Consider the following 23,841-nt stretch of genomic DNA (forward strand, 5'->3'; position numbering starts at 1 on the left):
AAGAATGTAATTAAAGTAACGGGAGGTTAATGGTTTAATGATTTCCCCGTTTTATTAAGGTTTGAAGATTATCAATTGGAATTATGTACTTATAAAACTGTTGAATACGCAATTACATTTGATCAAATTTAAACTAATTGAGGTGTAGTATATGTGGAAAATTGTTAAAGGTTACAATGATTACATTGTGAATGAAAAAGGAGAAGTAAGAAATGTTAAAACCGATAAAGTTGTGAAACAGAAAATTAATAAAAGTGGTTATAACAAAGTTCGATTGAAAGTAGGTTTTAGATACAAAGAAGAATATGTCTGTGTAATCGTGTATAATTCCTTTGCGAATAAGGAAGTTCGATTTCAAGAACATATAAAACATATTGATGGTAACTTATCTAATGATAGATTTACTAACTTAAAATATGTTGGTTGGGGAAGTATGGAAACTGTTGTTGATAGAGAATATGTAAAAGAAAGTGAGGAGTGGAAAGAAATTAAAGATTATCCTAATTATTATGTGAGTAAAGAAGGTGAAGTTTTTAGTTCTAAAATAAATAGAGTTATAAATCAAAGTATTAATGCAAGTGGTTATAGAACTGTTAATATATCTTTTGACGGAAAGAGGAAGCGTTTATTGGTTCACAGATTAGTTGCAGAAGCGTTTATTCCTAAGCCTAAAAATAAGCCAGTTGTTAACCATATTGATAGTAATAGAAGTAATGCAACCGTTGATAATCTGGAATGGGTAACTTATAGAGAAAACTCTATTCACATGGTTAATAGTTATAATAGTCCTGGTCAGGTTTTTACTGAATTATTTGATAAGGAAGGCGATTTTATAGACTCTTTTCCTTCTAATTCACGATGTATCAATTATATAAAACAGTTGTCGCAAGTGAAGAAGTACATGGAAGGAAATAAAACACGGGCTTATCCTTTTGAGTTTGAGAGAGATTCAGAGGGGAACATTATTTTTGAAGTTATTAAACTTACAATATCATTAAAATAAAATAAATTAATTGGAATATTGAAAATCTAATACCGGCATTTTATTGAACGAGTGAGGGGATGTAAGGAAGAAATTGCTATTGTTTGTGCGATTTCGAATGGACAAAAGTATTTTGACACGATTGTTGCAGTTAGACCCTTACTCCAATCTCAAAATTAGAAAAGAAAACTACAATATATAAGGAGCCAATAAATTGAATTTATTAAAACGTATCAAGATTAGCAAAAAGGAGAGTTGTCCTTGTGGAAGTGGTGAAGTCTTTATAAACTGTTGCCACAATAAAGACTTTAATCCACCCATAGAAACTAAGAAACCACCTGAAGTATTGATTGGTGAAATGATGAGAAAATCAATGAAAAAGCTCTGTATGCATCCAGATCAACAAAATTGTAAAGGGAAAATTAAGGGAGCTCATGCTTTGCAAAATAATAAAATTATTTCTTTATTAGCAGGCAATGAAAGACATGTATACTTAATGGACACTAAAAAAAGTCCTTTAATAGTTCCACTTAACAACGGGAAACAAGAACTTATTATCGAAATGAGTAGAACAAGTGCAAATGCTGCAACAACTGAAACTTGCTTTTGTGATTTACATGATAATATTGCTTTTGCTGCAATTGAAAAGGGAGCACCTGATTTTGATGAAACAAGTGAGATAATGAAATTTGTATATGCTTATAAGGCTTTTATCTTTGAATATTATAAAGTTTGGATGTCAATGGATATTTTCAGAACTCAATTTGCAAAGCATCCAACAGTATTTAGCAGGTCTGATATGGTTTCCAGGTACAGAAGTTTACAATTAAATATGAAAGAATTTGATTCTATAAAAGAACATTTCGATAAAGAAATCCTTGCTGGAAAGCATACTGGTGTAACAACCTGTATTATTAAAATACCAGAGCAAATTAATTTCGCAAATTATGCATACATTGCTCCTGACTATGATTTGAATGGAAAGAAAATTAAAAATAAGGTTAAAGGGTTTATCCATCGCCTTGCTATTACTGCAATTCCAGAGAAAGGCCATTCTTATATCTTATTAAGTTGTTTAGACAGCGAAAAAGAAATTTACTTAGACTTATTTAATCAATTACAAAGTTCACCCATAGAAAAGGTGAAGTTTTATATATCTCTCATATTACCGTTGTATTCTGAAAATATGGTATTAAGCCCAAGTTTATGGAACAGTTGGGACGTAGAAACACAAATGGCGTATACCTTCTATGCAAATTTGAAGGATAAAGATTTTATTATATATAATAAAATGAATGGAATGATACTGCGTAAAGCAGCTAAAATGCCAGGATTTAGCTACGGGGAAAGAAATAAGATAAACCTATTCGAGCTACTAAATTAGAGTCAAATTGTGGACTTAGTAAAGAAATTAGCCTAAAATCTTCCTGAGATTGACAGGAGGCTTTTATGTAATTCCTCCATTAAAAATTATTACTTGACAAATTACAGGGTAATAAAAGGGATTAAATGTTAATTGAAACTTCGTAGAAGTACAATTAAAATCTTAGAAACAAATAATGATAAGATTACCCTTATTCTTCTAAGTAACAAGAATAGGATTATGCAATAAGGTATTGGAGAAATATATGAGATGTTTTGGTTATTCTTTTATTTTTAACATAGGCCAAAACGAATAAAGAATAGCAATAATAGTGATTAATTTGTTCCTGATGTAGAAGATAATGCTAGTGTACCCAAAAATTAGATTTTCACTCTAACTTTTGGGGTACATTAATAGTTAGGGCATGTATTTACTATTGGTTTTTGATAAATTTATTGTATTATTTTTTATTAAATGAACTAATAAGGCGATTAAAGGAAAAGCTGTTCCAATGAGTAAAGCTACTTCACTATTAAATTTATAGTAAGTAAAACTTCCAATCCATGAACCAAAGGCTCCTCCCAAAAAGAAAATAGTCATATATAATCCATTAAGTCTGTTTCTTATCTCGGGTTTCAAACCAAAGATAACTTTTTGACCTAATAATAAATTTCCTGATACACCAATATCAATGCTAATTCCGGAGATAAGGATTAAAATTACACTAAATAGTGAATGATCTTGAACAAAAAATAATAGTACGATAGATAATAGTACGAGCACCATTGATATATTAGTCATTGTAAATATATAACCTTTATCTGCTAGTTTACCAATAGTAGGAGTTAATAAAGCTCCAGCTATTGCAACAAAACCAATTAATGCAATTTCATTATTTGAAAAGTTTAATGGCTCAGACCTTAATAAAATTGGCATTGTTGTCCAATAGAGACTAAATGTTGCGAATAAACATGCGTGATAAAAAGCTCTTTGTTGTAAAGGAGATGTATTTATTAGTAGTTTCACCATAGAAGCGATTAAATTTGGATATGACATGTTACTAGACGTTACTACCTCATAGTTGGGCAAAAATTTTATAATTAGTAGTAATACGGCAACTAGCGTGATTAATGAAAAAAGAAATACCATTCTCCAACCGAACCAGTCAGCTATTCCAATAGATAATGGGCGAGCAATCATAATCCCAATCAATAAACCACTCATCACTTTCCCCACATATTTACCTGTTTCTTCAATGGGTACAATCCTCATTGTTAGTGGAACTAACATTTGAGCCGCACAGGCTCCAACGCCAATTATGGTTGTTAATATAGTAAAAATAATTCCATTTGTCGAAATTAGCATACCAATTAATGAAATAATAGTAAGTCCGATAAGAGTTCCTATTATCTTCTTACTTTTAAATAAGTCAGCCATTGGTACGATGAAAAATAAGCCAAATCCATACCCAATTTGTGTAAAAGTAGTGAGCAATCCAGATAAATCAGAAGAGATGTTCAGATCTTTTGCAATGAATTGTACAATTGGTTGTGCATAATAAATATTAGCAGCAAGTGAACCACAACTAATAGCCAAAATAAAAATTAGAAAATTTGTCTTTTTAGTCAACTTTATCATTCCCTTTTTTATACTTTTTTGGTACGCTTGTTCCAAAATGCTTTAAAAAGAAAGACTATAGGTCTGCAATAGTCTTATCCACCAGATTATAGGCTAGATTTTTCTCTTTTTTATATTTGGACATTAAATTAATGCTATGATTTAAACTTAATAAAGAATATGCAACTAATTCAGTGTTAGCCTCTTGTGAAATTTCTCCTTTCGTTTTTCCTTCTTCAATGACTTGCTTAAATACTTTTTCAAGTTCATTAAAATCATTCAGAAGTATTTCTTCTATGGAAGGATCAATATGTCCAATTAGCAGTGAAGAGTTAGTTATAATACAACTTTTGGGAATGTCATCTGTATAGCATTTTTCAATATGTTGATAAAAAAAGGATTTAAGTGATGCTTTAGTGTTTATACCACTAAAAAGTAAATTTCTCTTTCGGCTGCCATAGTTTTTATAATGTTCTAAAACCAGTTTAAATAATGCATCCTTATCCCCAAAGCTATCGTAGAGAGTAGATCGACTTATTCCCATTGTTTCAATCAAATCTGAGATATATGTAGCGTCATAACCTTTTTTCCAAAATAAATACATAGCTTTATCCAAAGCATGTTCTTTGTTAAAACTAATACTTCTACCCATTTTTCAACACCCCCATTCATATAATAAAATTTAGTATAAAGGTTTTGGAACGTTAAGTCCAGAAAAACTTATCTTGAGATCAAGTCTTCCGTTAAAGGGTGTGATTTTTGAAGAAGCGTCTCAATTCATCTTCAACTCACTGGTGCATTTCGAAAAGAATGAATTGCACTCTTTTTTAATTGAATCAGCAGTTTATTTATGTAGCTTATTTATGTTATGAAAGATAATAATTGTAAATACACCATAATCTTGCAAGAAAAGATAGCAATATTAGTAAAGAAATCACCTCAAATAAAAAGTACACTCAAGGAGAGGTGATTTAATATGTATTTAAAAGTTTTAAAAAATAATAGAAATGTTTTATTTTACCTATTAGGAGCTGGGACTTCTAATTTGGGGGATGTTATTTCTGGGTTAGCCTTCTTATTTATAGCTTATGAGATAACAGAATCAAGTATATACACAACTGGAGTTGCAATTTCACAAGTTTTCCCTTACCTTTTATTTGGATTGATAGGAGGAGTAATTGCTGATTGGGTAGATAAAAAAAAGCTATTAATAATAATCGACCTTTTAAGAATACCTCTAACATTATCACTGGTGTTATTTTATCAATTAGAGTTATTAAATTATTGGCATTTAATAGTAGTGAGCTTTCTAATTCAGTGCTTAGGTTGTTTTTTTAATCCTGCCCATAGGGCTATTTTGCCCCTTATTACAAGTGAAGAGGAAAGATCTTCTGTTAATAGTTTGCTTGATACAGCTACAAGGGGAATTACTGTGTTAGGGCCAATTGTTAGTTTAGGACTAATGAATACAATTAACATTGTATATTTTTTTACATTCGATGCATTGACATATCTTATAAGTGCAATCTTTATCTATAGAATTCAATTATCAGAAAAAAGTCTAACAAATGAAAATTCAAGTCAAAGGAAAGTAAGAGATATATTTATCTCAATAAAGGATTTTTCAATTTGGGCGAAAAGACAAGACACAATCCGAACAATTTTTATAGTAACAGTAATCATTGTGTTTTTTAATACATGGGTGTGGCAAGTTGGTTTATTATTGCAGCTTGTACAAACAACTCCAATTGGAGAGGAATTGTATAGCTTACTTTTAGGATGGTATGGTGCTGCTGTCATTGCCGTTAATCTACTTATCCCATTAATTTGGAAAAAATTAAGCGTGAAAATTTATTTGCTTGGTTCATTGATTTGGGGTATAGGTATTCTCCTTTTAGGATTCTCCTATACTATCCCATTGTATTTTTTAGGAGTATTAGTTGCAGCAATTGGCTTACCTATATCTGGTTTATCAAGAGTATATTTGTTGCAAAAATATCTTCCAACTGGAAAATTAGGCAGAGGCTTTAGTTTCAATGCATTTCTTCTATATTTCTCAAATGCAATTTCTCTTGGTGTGTTCGGATTGATTTCTTCATTCGTGTCTATAAGGATCTTATTTATAATATGTGGACTTATGATGGTTTTTTGTTCCGTTGTTTATTTATTAAACATTTCTCGAAAAGTACCAGGTGTCATACCATATAATCGTCTGAATAATTGATTGTAAACAGTAACAGATGAAAAACCACTATCCATTGCTATTTCTAATATTGTTTTATTTGTCTTTTTAAGCATTTCCTGACTTCGAATTACTCGATAAGTTTGTAGCCAAGAGTATGGGGAAATCCCTATGATATCCTTGAAATAATGGGCAAATTGATACTTGCCTAAGCTCGATATTTCTGCCATTTCATCTAAGGTCCAAGAATATTGATAACCTTCTTTTAAAGCTAGTATTGTTTTATAAATTTGTGGACTAATTGTTTTATAGTATTTCAAATTTATGTCCTGTGTATGACTTCCAACTGCACTTTTTAGCAACATTAGGGCCAATTGAGTGAAACTATGATCCAAAAATAATTTCGTAGATTTTTTATCATCTTTTTCAAGTTGTACATATTCCAATACATACTTTACCCAATTTGTTATCTGAGGGTTTTTCTGGATACATGAAGCAAATTGAATATCATTGTACAGAGAATATATAGATTGCGAAACTTTATTAATAAAAGAAGGCTTTAACTCAACCAAAAATTTCCTTTTATCTACTGCCAATTGTTTATGTTCATCTTGCGGGTTTAATAAAAGGAATTGTTGATTATTAAGGGTTATCTGATTTCTGTAAGTTTGATAATTTATACTCCCATTTAAAGAATATATAAATTTATAACAATCATCTGAACGCCAATTGCTCTCTTGGTTGAAATCTTTTTTTAATAAAAAAACTCCGTTATCAGTATTTAGTAATAATTTTGTTTGACTCACATAATCACCTTCTAAGTAAGTATATTAGAATTGTATCATAATGAAGGAGGAAATAAATGAAGCATGCATTAGTAGTTGGCGGAACAGGAATGTTATCAAATGTGTCACTCTGGCTATTAGCTAAAGAATATCATGTGTCGATAGTTGCAAGGAATTCAGGACGTATGAAGAAATTAATAGAAAAGTCAGGTATGAAAAGTAATGTGACACCAATAATGGTTGATTACAAAAATTATGATGAATTACAAAAGAAAGTGCATTCAACAATAGAGCAAAATGGTGATATTGATATTGTAGTAGCATGGATTCATTCAGATGCACCAGATGCACTTGAGATAATAGCAAAGGAAGTTTCAATAAATAAAAATCAATGGGAATTATTCCATGTTTTAGGAAGTAGTTCAGATTTAAGTAAAATTAAGAGAGAAGTTAGAATGACTGAGAGGTGTTTATATTACCAGGTTCAATTGGGATTTGTAATTGAGGGTGCTAATTCACGGTGGTTAACAAATAAGGAAATTTCAGATGGGATCATTGAAGCGATTAAGAAAAAGAAGAAGATACTAACCATTGGTCAAATTGAACCTTGGGATAAGCACCCTTAAAACAATAATTTATGATGCTAGTGATAAGTTAAACGTTAATGTTAAAAAGGTAATCAGATTTGATTGCCTTTTTCTTTTTTTGTAAAAGCAACATTATATTTGAGTTAGTATTTAATGAGAATAACTTATTGAGCTAAAGGTTACGTAATACAGGGAGGATTAACGCTATTTTAGAAGATATTTTACTAAAGGGCAGGTTAATATAAAGGCATCAATTCACCCATTTTGTTTAGAAACCTATGATTCTGATGCTAATATGCACGCTCGACACTTCTCTTCACCTTTCTCAGGTACAATAGAGGATGCAGTTACGGGGACTGCTTCAGGGGTAATGGGAGCATATTTTGCAAAATTTATAAAAAGAAATGAAGAATCTCTAAACCTTATAGTAGAACAGGGGCAGGAAATTGATAAGGATGGTCGGGTATTAGTAAACGTATCTATGACACAGAAAAAATTAAAAATAGAGATTACAGGAAATGCAGTATATGTGGATGAATTTGAAGTGACAATTTAATATTGCAATTTTTTATCCAATCGCTGTTTTAGTTTGTGAAGAATTGTTCTTAAAGTAACTGGTGCGATAGTTAAACAAGACGATCAGTAATATGATCGTCTTTTCCAATTAAGTATTCCAATAATGCTTTTGCTCCCTACCTTATAGTTGGTTTTCATGCTAAAAAGTCGGTACTTAAGGGTTTTTTCAATCAAAAATCAATTCAAATTTGGGGCAGTTCCAGTAGGATTCCGTCCAGTTTCTTTTGTTCAATCCCTTTTTCAATAAGGGTTTCAATAGCTGTTCCTCAATGTTTTTCTTTCCAATCCGAAGAAATAACTTGGAATAAAAGGCGATAAAACAAAGAGAAAACCACCCCGAAACGCTCGTCCAAAAGCTGAAGGGTGGTCTCTTTATACAAAACGTTGTAATTGAGTAGCTTCTCGCTTTGAGCAAACTACTGTAGACTCCGTGTTATCAGCACGTGCCTTTCATATATTTTACCAGAAAATCATACGCTTATACATTTTGATATAAATAAGGAGGGAATTCTAGAGATTCCAATGAGGTTCCTAACTGTAAAGGGTCGGGGAGAAATCAGTCAAAATCCTTGAGTATTCCGAAGGTTTTTCAATTATCATCCGATCGAGTTTTTTCAATCAAAAATCAATACATTTCGAGCTGGATCCAATAGCGGGTCCAGTTCTTTTCCTTTGTTCAATAATCTCCCCAAACTATATCCAATAAAGGTCCGTCGGTATTTTTGCATCTCTCCCCTAATCTATTCTATTGCCTGTTTTCCAGAAGGTATAAACCAATAGAGATTTTTTCACGGCCACTATTTAATGATTATATTTTTTACCATTGACTATAAATGGTGGTATATTTATTTCCTTTTATGTTAAAGCTAGTAGGTTACGTATGAAATGCAAAAAATATGGGTAGCATGCCTAATGAAACAAATTTGAAAAGCAGAAGTTTGCTAAGAAGTAATTTTTTTTAGTAAAACAAAATGAATGGAGGAACATGTATTGAATGAGAAACAGAAAAAGCAATTAATGTTTGCAAAAGAAATTGCTATGGAAAAAGGAGGGAGATGTATTAGTAATGAATATGTCAGTAACAGATCAGATTTAGAGTGGGAATGTCATAAATCTCATAGATGGCCTGCTCCGCTAAGAAACATTAACGAAAGAAATAGTTGGTGTCCTAAGTGTAAGGAAGAAATAAGAAAAAAAGCGTTATTGAATAAAATAAAGCCAATTCTTACTCAAAAGGGATGGGAAATAGTTGAAGGTGAGATTGATTGTTGGAAAAATCGAAACTTGACTATTAAATGCAACCAAGGACATAAGTGGCCTGCATCTCCACAAAGTGTAAAACATAATAATTGCCCAGAATGTACTAAACATTGCTATGATAAAGAAAAACATATGAAGAGAATAATTCGAATAGTTGAATCTCGAGATGGGGAAATTATTTCAGGATCATATCAAAATGGTAACAGCATTTTTGTTGTTAAATGTGAAAAAGGGGATAAATGGGAAACAACAGCATCAAGATTGAAAAATGGCAAATGGTGTTCTACCTGCCATGGTAGAAACAAGGTAACACAGTTTAAAAGGATTCAGAAAACTGCTGTGGATAGAGGAGGAAAATGTATCTCCAATGAATACTTCCATAAAGAAAGAAAAATGGAATTTATGTGTATAAATGGTCATGAGTTTAAAATGACTCCTCATAATGTAAAAGCAGGCCAATGGTGTCCAAAATGTTCCTGGTTTATTACTGAACATAAGACTCGTTACGCTTTTGAAAAGTTGCTAAACTGTGATTTTAACCCAAATGGTCAAAAGGTTCGCCCCTATATTCTTGATGGTTATGCTAAGCTGAAAAATGAAAAAGAGATAGCTTTTGAATACCACGGTGAGCAACACTATAAATATATTGAACATTTTCATAAAACACAAGCTGGTTTTGAGAAAAGAAAAAAGGATGATAAAGATAAAGAAAAATTATGTGCTGAAAAGGATATTGAACTAATTATTATTCCTTATTATAAAGCAGTAACAGATGATATACTCTTGAAAACTATTCGAAAGGAACTGGGCAATATAGGATTACAAGTACCGCAAGTTGATAATGTTGAATTATTTTTTAAGGAATATTATAAGAGCTGTCCACCACTTAAAAGATTAGAAAGAATGATAATGAAAAAAGGAGGGGAGTTATTAACAAAGCAATATAACGGCAGATTAACTCCTATTACTGTCAAATGTGAAAAAGGGGACAAATGGACCACAAAAGCTACAAACCTATTCACTGGCCGATGGTGTCCTTATTGTGCCCGTCGATAAAAAGATAAGTATTTGCAATATGAAAATATGGAAAAGTTAGTAATAAGAAAGAAGGAACTCATCTTACACCTAGATATATTAGAACAAGGGATAAAGTAGAAATCCACTGAAAACGGTTATCTTAATTTAAAAACAGTAAATAACTTAAACAATAAAGGACAATGGTATCCTAATTGCAAATAGATAAATCGACATTTCATTAGTTAAGAATTTTTAAAAACACCTATAAAATGAATATTGATGGCGAGTGATTTACTATTATTAAGAAGTGAATATTGATGAAGGGAAATGGATAAATGAATGATTCAAGCATAGAAAAAGATTCACAGGATTTGTGGGAGATAATTTTAGTAGAAATCTCCAATTATATATCAAAATCATCATTTGATACTTGGATTGCCCCTTCATCTGGTGAGATAACTGAAGGAAACACATTGGTAATAACAGCAGCAAATGATTTTGCTTGCGATTGGATTAAGGAGAGATATAAGCAGCTATTCTTTGATGTGCTAAAAGAATTAACAGGTCAGGAGTTTAAAATAGAAATAACCTCTCGTGAAGAAGAAAACACTAATACTGAAGAAATGGATAAGAAACAGGCTTTGGCATATATGCTTCTAGCATGCAAGGATATTGGCTTGCCCTCGAATCAGGTAAAACTACTTTATTCAACTATGCTTTCTCAGTTCGATTCGTACACGCCTGGAATAGCTAAAAGTGAAGGAATGAAATGGTTTAATTCACTTAATATTAGGAATGAGAATAAGATTGATATCCTCAAAGACGTAAATTCGCCTATGACAGAAGTTCCACGGAGAAGGTTAAATCTTGTACTACCAGAGATAGTAGAATCTAATAGTACAAAAAGATTGCGTGCTCAGAATGAGCGAATTCGTAGAGATTTAGAACGTATGCAAAGTGGCCCGGGGGACCTGGATACTAATATGAGACGGTTTGAAATGATTAATAACAACAACCGTCTATATATAAGAAGTCTCTATTTAGCTGGATGAACTAACGGAAGAAGGAAGTAAGTATATGGCTACACTAATGAAAGTGCCACCATATAATCCGAATGGCCTCAAACATTGTCGAACTTTAAAAACTGTTTAAATGAGAAAAAGGATAATAGAATGGATCAAGAATGATGAAACATTAAACAAAGATTGGTACATATAAGGAAAAGGAGAAATGAACATATGAAGACATTAACTAAAACTTATGGATGGGTAACAGAAAGTGGCGAAAGAGTTGGAAGATACAAGGATAAGAACGGATATGGTTTTTCTGGATTCTATCTCAGAGAATACAAAAAGAATGACGAAGTGGTAGTTTTGAATAATGGACATTTACAATGTCGTTACAAGTATCCAAAAACAGAAAAATTACCGCATGTTTCTAATATGTTGGATTGGAGTAATTTGTTGTTTTGTGGAGGGTATAATGTGCTCTTGCCAAATGGTGAATATACAGACACAAATGGAAGATTGCTAGAAGAAGTTTCAATAGGAAATAAGCCTATGGGGTTCATGTTATGTAGAAATATAGAAGAGATAAATGAAATTACAGACAAAATTGAGCGAATTCACCTAAGATATTCAATTTCTGAAAATAACCATTCAGCCTTCCCTTATGAAATAGGTATAGCAAATAATGGAACTATGGAAGAATTATTTGATTTAGCCTCTCTTGTTGAAACATATCGTCTCTTCAGTGAGAAGCTAGGGGTTAATCTACTTTCACTAGAGGAAGAGTTGGTAATCTTAAATCTAAAAAAATGGGAATTGTCATCATTTTTGAATGGATTTGATTACTCCAGCCCATTTAAGACTACTGTTAACCATGTTTTAACTGGATTAATTTTAGGTTATCCCATTGAGTCAACTATTGCAGTATTAATTGGACAGGTATATTGAGCACATACAAAAGTCCAATAATTGAAAGCAATTCAATTGCATTGACATAATTTAGGGAAACTACGGATAATCAGACCTAGCTCCTAATCCGAATACGTCAGACAAGGTAAGGACATGCTAGAACACTTAGACCTTATAATTAAAATTGTTCCATAATAGAATATTGTTATCAAGTGAATGTTGGCTTGGTAAATGAAAGGAGGTGAAACTGTGAATCCATTGGTAAAAGAAGTGCAAAACAAATACCAAAGTGTAAGGGCGGAGGCTAATTATGGCATATTTGACATTGAACACATTTTGGGGGAATTTGCTAGTTCAGGAGTTATCTGGATGATTCAGGGGATGCAAGATCTCACCGAATCCGAGGGAATACTCATTAACCACTATTTGAATGATAAACGAGAGCTTCAGACTTATGACCAAATAGACTTATGACCAAATTTAATCCCCAAGCTAAAACCTCAATCAAAACCTTCAGAATGAGTAAAACAATAATCCCAAATCAAAAACACAATTAAATCAAGGAGTGATGCACTTATGCAACTTACCAAAAAGGAAATATCCAATCCAAGAAAACAAGAGGTTTACAAGCGAGCATTACGGTTTAGAAGAGACATCTACGCAATAGTTAAGGAATTTCCAGACATAGAAAGGTACAATTTGTGTGACCAGTTACGCCGTGCTTCAGCAAGTGTACCAGCCAATTTTAGTGAAGGATTTCGGAACTACTATTATGGAAAGGAAAAAGATCGCTTGAATACAGCCCTCGGTAGCACGGCGGAAATACAGGCCTTTCTCGATATGGCGATTATGGAAAAGTATATATCACGAGAACAATATGAGAAGCTAGATGACGATGCCGAAGTTATTTTCGGTATGCTACTAGGAATGATCCAGGAAATTGATAAAGTCCTGGATAAGGAAGGGCAAGAAGAGGAGGAGTAGACATGACGATTGAAATTGATAGATTTCGAATGTTAAACCTTTATAAACAGGCAATTAGGTTCACACATCAGGTTTTAGATTGGACAAATGAAAATCTGGATGAGATTGGTTTGAAAGAGTGCGTTCGAATCCGTAAAATGGCTATGAAGATTCCAAGTAGCATTGCAACGGCTACTGCAGAAATCAATGTGAGAAACAAGTATAAAAAGCTCAATCGAGGTAAAGATGCTCTTCAGAATGTGATGCCAGTATTGAGAGACTATGGAATGGAAGAGAATGAACTCTCTGTTGAACTATTGAAGTTGTTTAATGGGTATTTCGGGCTGTTGAATAGAAAGAAGAATGCTAGCAGAGGGTAAAGGGAAACTCCTTTATCCTTTTTTATATCTGAAACTATCTGGAAATTGAAATATTTGGATAAAGAGATCTAATAACATTATAACAAAATAAAAATGAAGGAAGTTTAGTTTTTTAGAGCTTAACCAATATAAAGGGTTTGAAAATTTGCAATTTGGATGATACTTATAATAAAAAATTTGGTGGTGTGAAAAATGAGTTATAAGCCTATCTATAATCCGGATTTTCATATATTAAACATAGATAATAAAAAAGTTCTTAAAAAACAAATTGTAGACAGATCTTTGTACGAAAATCCGAAACAAGGATCATTTCTATTTGAGATCTGGAAAAAAGTAATTGATGGATACTACAATCCAGAAATTGTTAACAGTATCTTTCAATATCCCGATTGGATTAAGTGCCCTGATTTTTATGATATATATTATTTTTGTCTTATATGGGCTGAAATAATAGATAGAGATATTTGTTTTTTAAAAATTGATATAAATGAAGAACCAAGTGCAGATAAGGAAATAGAAGATAATAATAGAAAGTTACGATTGGGATTGAATCAATTCCAAAACACCTTTACTGATCAACATTCAAGAAATTATCATGAAGGACTTTATAGTGTGAATTTTAAACCGGAAAGGGGAAGAGGGGCAGTGTCTGATGGAGACTTTTCTTGGACAAAGCCATTATTGATTGATGGTAATGAGAAAAAGAAAATAAGTACAAGCAAAAAAAGTATTTTCAAACTAGAACCAAGAAATATTCCTCTAGAAGTTGGATATACTGATTCCTTCACAACTTATCAACATCTTAGAGACAGTGGGGGTGTAGCACGTTGGGCGTATAATGCAAAAAGCCTCATAATTTTTATTCATTTAAAGCACGAAGGGTTCGATAAAGAAGAAATTTTATTAGATCCCGATTATTTAAGGGAAATAAAATAATTTTAATAAAAAACATAGAGAGGGTGCGAAGGAAGGTGTTATGTGTTTGAACAGAATATAATTATTAACCTCTATTGAAAAGAAGCCTTAAAAAATGCTTCTCATCTCCTAGTAAGCAATACAAAGGGTTTGCTAGCCTAAGATACCTTTGATGACATTTTTTATAATTATCATTGCATTTTTCTTAGATCTTCCAGTAATCATCTACTACTCAAACTTGTCTAAACTCTGTATTAGCTGATATAACCTCAATGATATTGCTCTCCTAATAATAGTATACGAAACTTTATGTGGAAGGATTTGACATAAAAAGGGGCTAGTTTCATGTATAATAGTAATGTAAGTGTTTACTAAGGGGGAGTGAATATCGTGTTGAAGAAATTATTATGGGGTACCTCAAGACGATTTGCTAATGATGTAACCAATGGAGTCATGAAGGAAAGAAAAAGACGAGAAAAAACACGGATTTTAGATAAAGTAGAGATGTATAATAAAGTTTCAAATCATTTTTATGATCGTCTAAATTTTATTCGTGATGTAAATTATTTAATTAGAATTGTTTCAGAACATTACATCGAAAAAAACGGCACAGAGGAAATGAATCAACTTTTTCGACTAATGGATTATTTTGATAAGCAAGCAAAAGATCTTTTGTCTGAGCCGCCAGTCGAACTATCGGGAGTTCCACTAGATATTTATTGTAAGGGCTTAACTTCATATTCAGAAGTCGTAGGAAATATCGAACTATGGGTCTTTAAGAAAACACACATGAAAATAAATGAAGATTATCTAAATGAAGTAATTGACGATGAGGATTATAAAAAGGAATTGGATCATCTATTTGATAGATATCCTAGTGTTAGCGTCGATTATATAGATAATATTTATTTATGGGATATTGAAGAAGAAATGGAAAAATCGTATGAAGAGTTTATTCGATGCGGAGAAAGGGTTCTGGAGATTCTGGAATTTTAAAAAGAAATTATAAGAAAATATGGTTTGCTTATTGTAACTGGTGATATTAGTTTACAAAAGCCAGGGGAGTAAACAAAGGAATGCTGTATTAATAGCATTCTTATTTTTTATTTAGGTTCTTATTTCTGCCAATCTTAAATAATTAATATGAAAAGATTATGTAAGGTTAGAGTCGGAAAATAAAATTATTCACTTTCTTCTTCGTGAAGTAAGTTGACTACTAAAAACAAATCGCTCAGATATATCAATAGAGTGTAGAGATATAATACAAATTAAGATTATTGCTATAATAGTATTAATAATGTCTCATATAAACATCTAAAAAATGAAGAGAGGGAAGATGATATTGAAATATGGTTAATTTTTAGAAGTGTTCATCAGTAACTAGGGTAAGCGAGAAACCTGAGAATTCTTAACCCTTAAGTTTTTATTTGTTTATTTCTTTAAATTTTTATGAAGATATGTTCAGTTACTTAATTAACTGTTTTATCTTATTTTAAGTGCTTATGCCTTTTATGCCAAATATCAACCGGAGGAAATGATGAATAATACAAATAATTTTCAAACCCCTGAAAGAGATCATTTGTGTTCACAATTAGATAGACACCTAGATTGGATTAAATCTTGTGATACCAAATCTTCTATTGTGCTAGCTGTAGTGGGTATATTTTTTACTCTTTTCACTTCACAACATTCAATAGAAATGTTAATGAAAATAGTGACTCTTTCAATTACAAATATTAATTTCTCAAACTTTCTCTTCTTGTTTCTTTTTATTACAGCTTGGTCCTTTTTTATTTTCGGGACCTATTGTTTAATTAGAGTATTAGTACCAAGGCTTTCAAGAGATGTTAATTTAAACCATAACGTAGACGTGAACAGCTCATTGTATTTTTTTGAAAGTATTTCTCAAAACAAATTTTCTGAGTATAAAGAAAGGATCTATTCACTTTCAAAAGAAGATGAAATTGACGACCTCCTTGCTCAAATATATGTAAACGCTAATATATCGACCATTAAATATACCTATTACAACAAAGGCATTAAATTCACTTTCTTTGGAATTGCAATGATATTATTTCTATTCGTGGTGGGAGTTATACTTGTAAAAGTAGGAGGGATGTAATATGAAAGAATTAGTTTATGATTATAAAGAGAGAAAAGAGAAGGTAGAAGAAATTTTAGACAACACTGATGGAGTAAATGAGGTAAAGCAGTTTCCTAGAGATGAAGACTTCACATATACCAATGGTTATAAAGCATGGGCAAGTGCTATTTTTATAGATTTAAGAGATTCTACTTCATTATTTACTAAAAAAGATGATGTGGAAATATCCAAAGTGATTCGAGGTTTTACTTCGGAAATAATTGAGATACTCAGAAGAGAATTAGATGGAAATGAATTAAAGGAAATTGGTATCCGTGGTGATTGCGTATTTGCAGTTTATTCAACTCCTGTTAAAGACGATATATACGAAATCGCAAGTCGCTCTTTTTATGTAAACACGTATATGAAAATGTTGAATATTTTGTTAGAAGAAAGAGGATTACCAAGTATAAAAGCCGGAATCGGTTTATCTACCAGCGTAACTCTTGCTGTAAAAGCCGGCCGTAAAAGCTCAGGTATAAATAATCTTGTTTGGATTGGTAAGTCGGTAGCAACCGCTGCCAAGTTATCCGATTTAGGGAATAAAAACGGTGTAGGACCTATTGTAATGTCAAGCCTATTTTACAATAACATGATAGATATACAGATCAATAAAAATGCCAAGAAAGATGTAAAATCCTGGTATACAAAAGCAAATGATGCTAAATTTGGGGATTATTATCATGCAAACATAACAAAGACTGAATTTAATGAATGGATTACAAATGGTATGAAATAGCGTTAAATGTGATTAGAACTGAATTTCAATTAAAGCCAACTCATTGTAATGGGGCGGTTTATTTTTAGGTGGTATGTCTATAGAAAGAGACTAAGAAAGGGTAAATCAGAATAATATTAAACACCATACTTAACACTTTTTGGCAAGCAGCAAGTATGAAAGAAAATGTAAGAATAGGATTACAATAATTCTGATCTTATTACGTTTCTTTGACAGAGAAACGGTTTTGTACTGGAACTAATATTAAAAGTTCCGAAAATATAAGTTTTCGGAACTCCTTAAACATAGCGGATGATTTTTAGGTAAGATGCTCAAATACAGGAATTTAAATTTTAATTAGCTAATAATCTGTACCTTTAGCCAATCTTCGACACAATCTTTCAATTTTTTCCATTGATGTTCTACTAAAAAATGAAATTTCGATTTGCTTACCGAAATTAATTTAGGTATAATAACAGCGTTTTTTCTATTAAAGCACAAGGCTGTACAAAGTTGATCTGTTATTATTTGTCTGTTATTTAATGGGATTTCTTCTATCCAAATCCAACTTAGTATATCTGCTACAAGATTAATTAAGTAATTCTCATTAATAAAATTGATTTTTAAATAATCAATTAAGAGTTGTACCTCAGAATTTATTCTATAATTACTCTCTTTAAGATAATGAATAAAAAGTTCCTTTCTGATGGGGATTAATACATGGCCCATCATTATGAGCTTTCCTAATAATTCAGTATGTTTTTCAAATTCTATCTTTTTTTCTGCCTGTAGTAAGTTAATTAAATCTAGTGATGTAAAACATTTCACTTCATAGTATGTTGTTGCATAATCCCTTATTAATACACTATCTACTAACATTGCTAGAGATTTATCCTTGCAAATTTCTAATGGGTTATTTAAGAAAGGAATTTTATTTTTTTCAGAATCATTTAGGTTATTATTTTTAATCTTGTTGCCAACTTTTTTACAATTTTTATTAACCCACTCAATTATATCTTCTTGTTTTTTTAATGATTCTTTTACTTGATCGGATGAATATTCAGTAAATCTTATTTTTCCGTTTTCGTATGACAAATACTTTATTCCTTGATCACTAATAACCTTATTTTGGGTATATTCCTCAAAAGCAGCATCAAATTGATCTTGATGAATATAAACTTGATATTTTTCGATTAGAATTTCAAGTAAATCGAGTTGTTGCAAAGTCAGTAAAGTAGTAAAGTCTAACAAAATATTTGATGAGGTAGCTGCTATACGAGCACCCTCCAATAATTCATTAATAGTTCCATTAACAATCCAAAGATGGTAATCTTTTTCACCCATTACATATGCCCAAGTTTCAAATGGACCTTTTTTTAATACGCTAATTAAAAAACTTAAAGGTAATTTTTGATCATTAATAAGAGTGAATACAATAGATGAGATACTACTTGTTTGTTTAAGTTCCTCTATTAAGGCATTAGAAATATTATCACCTTCAAAAACTTGTACCTTTTTAAAAATAGGTTCTTCATTTGGAAATTCTTTCTCAAATTGAACAAACATCTTTTGGTATTCTTCTATCCATTTTGGATCAGGATTTTTCACTAATTGACTAAGTTGCGATATGTGAATGAAGAAAAATTTCCAGACTTCCGGTTTATCTTTCCCTACTAAAAATGTTAGGTAAGCATATTCCATAGACTTCCTGTATTCCTTTGCGTTCAAATAAGCCAAACTAAGTAGTTGATACTCTTCAACTTTACCTGATTTTAAGACTCTAATTTCTACAGATGCTAAAATTTCAAGGCATTTCTTGGTTTTACCAAGACGGTATAAACAGTTAGCATAACTAATATGGTATTCAAGATTAGCAGTTTGTTGATATAGAGATAGGTAATTCTCTTTAGCTATATCATACCAACCAAGATTAAAATAGATAGTTGTAATTACATCCAAAATAAAAATTGATTGAAATGGTAAATTTTTATAGACTTTGAAAATATCTTCATATTCACCAAGGTTGTAGAGTGCATGAACATAACGCTGAACTAATAACTCATGCTGAATCCAATTTGGAATTGTTAAAATGATTTCTTTTAGCTTTTGATAATTTTCATCAGTACCTTTGTTTAAATAGGCTAGACTTAAAAAAACTTTTACTTCTATTAAGTCTGTTCCTTCTAATTTATCAAGGGTAGTTTCGAAATGTTTTATTACATTTTCCCAATCTTGTTGTTTCAATGAGTAGTAACCTTCTAAGGTACTTACTTTATGGTTATCTCCTTCTAGTTCTAAAGTGTTAATCAAATCTTTAATTTCATTATGTTTTAATAGTGAAAATAACGAATCAATATAGGAAAAGTAATATTTATTAGGTAGTGACGAGTCTTTACCTTTAAATTCATACTCATGATTTTTTAAAAGATTTATTGCATCATTTGCTCTTCCTACTCTAATATAGACATCTGCTAAGATAAGAATTTCGCTTTTTTCTAAATCATGCACAATATTCTTTTCTTCAATTAATTTTATAGTTTTTTGCCAATCTTCATCACATAAACTATTTAATAAAAGGTTTTTAAAGAAATGATTAGAATAATCCTTTTCTATATGGAACAAATCCTCAAATAACAACTTAGCTTCTGAATATTTGTTGCACCTATAATAAAGTACAGCTTTCAATTCTTTTATTCTATTAATGATACCAATATTTTCATCTACCCTTTGTTCAATCTTCTCTAACATTGGCATTATATCTTCAAAAATTTTATGTGGATAAGTAATTTTATTATTGATAATGTCATTTTCGAGTTTTAAAATTGATGATTCAGCCTTTATTAATAACCAATCAATATTCTCTGGTTGTTCTTCAGCTTTATTGTTAGCGATTTCTATAACTTTTTCATATTTTTTTGATGATAGCCAAATATTAGCTTTAAGCTCTTCATAATTACTATCAGGTTGATCTTCAATAATATTAATAGCTGTATCAAACTTTTTTTGTCCAATTAGTATATTAATTAGTATCTCTATATTTTTATTTGTTTTCCCTTCAATTTCGATTGCTTTATTAATATTACTTATAGCTTGATCGTAGTTATTTTCGAAAATATCTATTAAGGATCTTATTCTTTTCTCTCTATGTTCCTCTTCACAATTCGTTATAGCAGTATAAAGATATGGGATTGCCTCTTGATATTCCCTGCTTTCTATAAATGAGTTAGCTATTACAATGTTTAATTCTAATACTTCATTACGCCTAATATTAGGCCTTTTTAGTCTTTCTTTTGCCTTTTCACGTGCAGTTATCAAATTACCTTTTTTTATTAATTCATTTAAGTCATTATATTCAGTAGGAGTTATTACTTCTTTGAGGTATCTATTATTTTCTTCAGTATATTTAATACTTTCTTTGGATAGTTGTTCTAATGTAGTCTGTTTTTCGATTACTTCATTAAAACCTCTTTCTGTTATGTCTGTTAAAATATCAACCTTATTAAGTAATTCCAAAAACTCAGGGTCCCAATGTTTATCCTTATAATCATTTATGCTCAGAGCAATCAATTCAAAAAATGGTCTAATTAAATCTTGATATTGGTTGTAGGATTCTATATATGGTTCTAAATTTAATTTACTCTGATCCACTTTTTCTGGTATCCCTTCTAGTACCCAACGAAAAACTTCGTTTCTATTTATTGGATCCTCTAATAATTTGAGAACTAAATCATTTGGTAAGTTTAGTGCTGCTTTGGCATCATCAACAGCTGCTTGGAACATTAATGTTGTCTTTTGTGCATAATTATCTTTAACCCATTTATCCTTAATATCACGAAAAAACTTGGAATTTTTTATCCTTGGTAATAGAAAAGAGAAGAAAGTACCTCCAATAGTTTTCAAAAAAGTTGAAACTTCTGCCACAAAATCACCTATCCCTGAGTAAGTTTTACCAATTTTTCTATTATTAATTGTACATTATTGGATTACATTAATCATGCATATCTATAATGTTCTTAAAAAAAAAATAAATATAATACTTAGTCGTCTTTATTTAAAACGATTGATTTGTTTTGTCAAATATGGTTAACTCATACCTCTAAAAAGAAACTCTTTAGCTTTCTATAAATTGTAATTTCAAAAAACAGGAATACATTTTGCCAATTTATTTCCGGAAACAATAATGCTTAGAATCTGTACTTACATATAAACTAAGCCGATATTCTTATTCTCCAGGAGATATTTTAGAACATTGCATTTCAAAAGTCTGTTCTTCATTATTAGGGTATATACATATTACAATCTTCTTGTTGATTGGTTTCTTCTATCCATTGCTCAAGATCAACATATGATTCTGAGTACAGCTGCTTTAATAAATTGTAGAGTTTAGTTTTCCTTTAATGACAAATTATGCGAAGAAGATAAGGGATATTTCGGAAAAGCCCCTCCTAGAAAGAAAGGGGTAGCTACAATTAAATCGAACTTTGTAAACCTCATAAGAATGAAGGACAAACTCACCTCTCGATTTAGTGTTTTGGGACGAAGATAGGAAACATGCTATTTCTTGGTGAAAAAGGTACAAAAAATAGATTATAATGAAGCACAATAAAGGTTTAATTGTGTGATTTCAAAATTGCTCTTTTAAGCAACTGACCTTAATAATTTTCCAATTATTTTAAATATAGATGGTATAATTTTCCTATGAGGTATCCTAGTTGGTGTTATAGATTATGTTAGTGTAAGGATAGAACGAGTAGAAGAAGTTTAGGTTACTAGGAGGGAGGTATTATGAAAAGAGCATACAGATTATCAGAACTAGGAAAATTGAACAACAAAGAAGCCCTAACGTTATTATTTACTTTTTTATATGGATTGTTAATTACTCTGTTGATTTTGAATAGTATATTTTCCCCGTTATTCTTACTACCAATATTGCTTACTAATATTTGTTTGGTTGTTAGTAGAAATAAAAAGAAAAAGCGTGAGTATCCTGTTGGGTATATTCCATTATTATATCTGATGTTGCTATCGATTTCGGCACTTTTATTGGTTTTTTTATTAAATAATCAAATCATTATTACATGGGTTTTAATAATGACAATATTGTTGTATATAAATATACTTGTAATATTTGTTTACTACGTAATGAATGTCGTATATTTCTGGGGACTCAAGAAGATGTTTCCATATGAAAAGATAAATGAAGTAGAGCAAAGAGAGCAAATAAATCCAATATCTCGAAAAAAACTATCAAAATATATTGCTTTGGATAAGCAAATAATATATTACAATATTATATTGATAAATATTATTGTGTGGTTCTTATTTAATTTTTATTGGCTGGTGTTTTTTACTAAATATCCAGAAGGTGATCATGTGAAAACTCTTGGAATATTTTCTGATTGGGCCAAGAGACAAGATTGGGTAAATTTCTCTAATAGCATTAGTATAGTGTCTTTACTTTTAGCTATATATTCCATTACGTTTCCTTTGCAAAAAAAAATTATAAAAGAAGCGAAAGAAATCTATAGAGAAAAATATAAAGAGTATATATAAATAATTACTTTACAAAAACATGTTGTGTAAACAAAGGAATGCTGATATATCAACATTCCTTTGTTTTATTCCATATTGAGAAAACTTGAATCTTACAAAACTATGAATATGCAATGATTTTGTAAAATTTCTTATTTATCCATGGAAAAATAATTCAGTTTCATTTTGTAATAGAAATTCCCTGAAATTATTATTCATTTCTAACTTTGGAAGAATTATTTTCTTCTTGCTTTTCTTTTTGATAAATTTGTCAGGTTTTTTAAAAGATATATCTATTTCTTTTATACCACGCTCATCTAGGACAAAATCAGTTTCTATAAAGGACAACAAGCGAATTGCTTTGACTTCACCTGGTTTTAATGAAATAAGTTTAAAGTATTCAGTTTCATGTTTCTTTAAATTCCTCTCTAATTGATTTCCATCAATAAAGTGATCAACTTGGTATAGAGGGTTAAATAAAGTACCACCTCTATTACCTACTATTTTAATCTCTAAATCTGTAAGTATTTTATTTGAAGAGGAAGAATTCAAATAGAGCATCTCACAATTAAATACTATATCTTTTGCTGAAGAATAGTAATAATCTTTTGCATATACTATTTTACCGGTTTTGTTTTTATCGTTTTCTTCTTGATTAGGAAAATTGATGTAGCAGTTTTGTTGTTGTAATTTTATTTTTCCTGTACGACTAGAAAAATAGCTCAATAAAAAACCAATAATTGTTCCAATAATTCCTTGGTAATGACTAAGTACATCAATAAATACCAATAATATTCACCCCCAGTTATTTTTATTATTATCATAATTATACCTAAATTGTTATTCTAATTGTAATTAGAAACCATATAGTTATTTTTTTAACAAATTATTCATTGCCTCCAGGC

General features: G+C 30.6%; 20 protein-coding genes and 1 pseudogene. 16 read left to right on the top strand and 5 right to left on the bottom strand.

Features of this window, described 5'->3' with window-relative positions; genetic code table 11:
- Positions 1-151 precede the first annotated feature (151 nt).
- Both CUC15_RS20320 and CUC15_RS04210 read left to right on the top strand, forming a co-directional pair.
- On the top strand, positions 152-1,003 hold the full coding sequence (locus tag CUC15_RS20320) for an HNH endonuclease signature motif containing protein (RefSeq protein ID WP_114915507.1): 852 nt from the start codon (positions 152-154) through the stop codon (positions 1,001-1,003).
- Positions 1,004-1,196: 193 nt separating this feature from the next.
- On the top strand, positions 1,197-2,366 hold the full coding sequence (locus CUC15_RS04210; protein WP_114915508.1) for a zinc chelation protein SecC: 1,170 nt from the start codon (positions 1,197-1,199) through the stop codon (positions 2,364-2,366).
- 396 nt (positions 2,367-2,762) lie between these two features.
- Here CUC15_RS04210 and CUC15_RS04215 read toward each other — a convergent pair whose 3' ends face one another.
- Both CUC15_RS04215 and CUC15_RS04220 read right to left on the bottom strand, forming a co-directional pair.
- Positions 2,763-3,983 carry an MFS transporter gene (locus CUC15_RS04215; protein WP_205317653.1) on the bottom strand — a complete coding sequence of 407 codons (1,221 nt, stop codon included), beginning with the start codon at positions 3,981-3,983 and terminating at the stop codon, positions 2,763-2,765.
- A 55-nt stretch (positions 3,984-4,038) separates the two neighbouring features.
- On the bottom strand, positions 4,039-4,614 hold the full coding sequence (locus CUC15_RS04220) for a TetR/AcrR family transcriptional regulator (protein WP_114915510.1): 576 nt from the start codon (positions 4,612-4,614) through the stop codon (positions 4,039-4,041).
- A 324-nt stretch (positions 4,615-4,938) separates the two neighbouring features.
- Between CUC15_RS04220 and CUC15_RS04225 the strand changes: the two genes are divergently transcribed.
- Complete coding sequence (locus tag CUC15_RS04225; RefSeq protein ID WP_114915511.1) at positions 4,939-6,186, top strand: MFS transporter; 1,248 nt, start codon at positions 4,939-4,941, stop codon at positions 6,184-6,186.
- Here the strand turns inward: CUC15_RS04225 and CUC15_RS20370 are convergent.
- Positions 6,123-6,950: a helix-turn-helix transcriptional regulator gene (locus tag CUC15_RS20370; RefSeq protein ID WP_242985942.1), complete on the bottom strand. Its 828-nt coding sequence runs from the start codon at positions 6,948-6,950 to the stop codon at positions 6,123-6,125. The two genes, CUC15_RS04225 and CUC15_RS20370, sit on opposite strands and share 64 nt — an antisense overlap.
- Positions 6,951-7,006: 56 nt before the next feature.
- On the opposite strand from CUC15_RS20370, the gene CUC15_RS04235 reads away from it, so the two are divergent.
- The 12 genes and pseudogenes from CUC15_RS04235 (at position 7,007) to CUC15_RS04290 (ending at position 17,425) form a co-directional block, all read left to right on the top strand.
- Positions 7,007-7,555 (top strand): short-chain dehydrogenase, encoded by a 549-nt coding sequence (locus CUC15_RS04235; RefSeq protein WP_114915512.1) that lies wholly within the window; start codon positions 7,007-7,009, stop codon positions 7,553-7,555.
- 205 nt (positions 7,556-7,760) lie between these two features.
- Positions 7,761-8,072, top strand: a pseudogene (locus tag CUC15_RS04240) (PhzF family phenazine biosynthesis isomerase); the annotation flags it as partial.
- A 1,010-nt stretch (positions 8,073-9,082) separates the two neighbouring features.
- Positions 9,083-10,408: a hypothetical protein gene (locus CUC15_RS04245; protein ID WP_114915514.1), complete on the top strand. Its 1,326-nt coding sequence runs from the start codon at positions 9,083-9,085 to the stop codon at positions 10,406-10,408.
- A 296-nt stretch (positions 10,409-10,704) separates the two neighbouring features.
- The gene (locus CUC15_RS04250) at positions 10,705-11,421 is read left to right on the top strand and encodes a DnaA N-terminal domain-containing protein (RefSeq protein WP_114915515.1); all 717 of its coding nucleotides are present in this window, start codon (positions 10,705-10,707) and stop codon (positions 11,419-11,421) included.
- Positions 11,422-11,607: 186 nt separating this feature from the next.
- A complete protein-coding gene (locus CUC15_RS04255; protein ID WP_114915516.1) occupies positions 11,608-12,324 on the top strand; it encodes a hypothetical protein in 717 nt (238 codons plus the stop codon).
- 210 nt (positions 12,325-12,534) lie between these two features.
- Positions 12,535-12,759: a hypothetical protein gene (locus CUC15_RS04260; RefSeq protein WP_114915517.1), complete on the top strand. Its 225-nt coding sequence runs from the start codon at positions 12,535-12,537 to the stop codon at positions 12,757-12,759.
- Positions 12,760-12,861: 102 nt separating this feature from the next.
- Complete coding sequence (locus CUC15_RS04265; protein ID WP_114915518.1) at positions 12,862-13,269, top strand: four helix bundle protein; 408 nt, start codon at positions 12,862-12,864, stop codon at positions 13,267-13,269.
- Positions 13,270-13,271: 2 nt separating this feature from the next.
- Positions 13,272-13,628, top strand: coding sequence for a hypothetical protein (locus CUC15_RS04270; protein WP_114915519.1), 357 nt, complete (start codon positions 13,272-13,274; stop codon positions 13,626-13,628).
- A 192-nt stretch (positions 13,629-13,820) separates the two neighbouring features.
- Complete coding sequence (locus tag CUC15_RS04275; RefSeq protein WP_114915520.1) at positions 13,821-14,564, top strand: hypothetical protein; 744 nt, start codon at positions 13,821-13,823, stop codon at positions 14,562-14,564.
- Positions 14,565-14,933: 369 nt separating this feature from the next.
- On the top strand, positions 14,934-15,539 hold the full coding sequence (locus CUC15_RS04280) for a hypothetical protein (RefSeq protein ID WP_114915521.1): 606 nt from the start codon (positions 14,934-14,936) through the stop codon (positions 15,537-15,539).
- Between the two features lie 541 nt (positions 15,540-16,080).
- Positions 16,081-16,665, top strand: a complete 585-nt coding sequence (locus CUC15_RS04285) for a Pycsar system effector family protein (protein ID WP_114915522.1) — start codon at positions 16,081-16,083, stop codon at positions 16,663-16,665.
- A 1-nt stretch (position 16,666) separates the two neighbouring features.
- Positions 16,667-17,425 carry an adenylate/guanylate cyclase domain-containing protein gene (locus CUC15_RS04290; RefSeq protein WP_114915523.1) on the top strand — a complete coding sequence of 253 codons (759 nt, stop codon included), beginning with the start codon at positions 16,667-16,669 and terminating at the stop codon, positions 17,423-17,425.
- Between the two features lie 336 nt (positions 17,426-17,761).
- On the opposite strand, the gene CUC15_RS04295 is transcribed toward CUC15_RS04290, so the two are convergent.
- Positions 17,762-21,325: a tetratricopeptide repeat protein gene (locus CUC15_RS04295; RefSeq protein ID WP_114915524.1), complete on the bottom strand. Its 3,564-nt coding sequence runs from the start codon at positions 21,323-21,325 to the stop codon at positions 17,762-17,764.
- 864 nt (positions 21,326-22,189) lie between these two features.
- Here CUC15_RS04295 and CUC15_RS04300 point away from each other — a divergent pair.
- Positions 22,190-22,957: a hypothetical protein gene (locus tag CUC15_RS04300; protein ID WP_114915525.1), complete on the top strand. Its 768-nt coding sequence runs from the start codon at positions 22,190-22,192 to the stop codon at positions 22,955-22,957.
- Positions 22,958-23,092: 135 nt separating this feature from the next.
- On the opposite strand, the gene CUC15_RS04305 is transcribed toward CUC15_RS04300, so the two are convergent.
- A complete protein-coding gene (locus tag CUC15_RS04305) occupies positions 23,093-23,725 on the bottom strand; it encodes a hypothetical protein (protein WP_114915526.1) in 633 nt (210 codons plus the stop codon).
- Positions 23,726-23,841: the final 116 nt, after the last annotated feature.

This window comes from Oceanobacillus zhaokaii, assembly GCF_003352005.1.
Lineage (GTDB): Bacteria > Bacillota > Bacilli > Bacillales > Amphibacillaceae > Oceanobacillus > Oceanobacillus zhaokaii.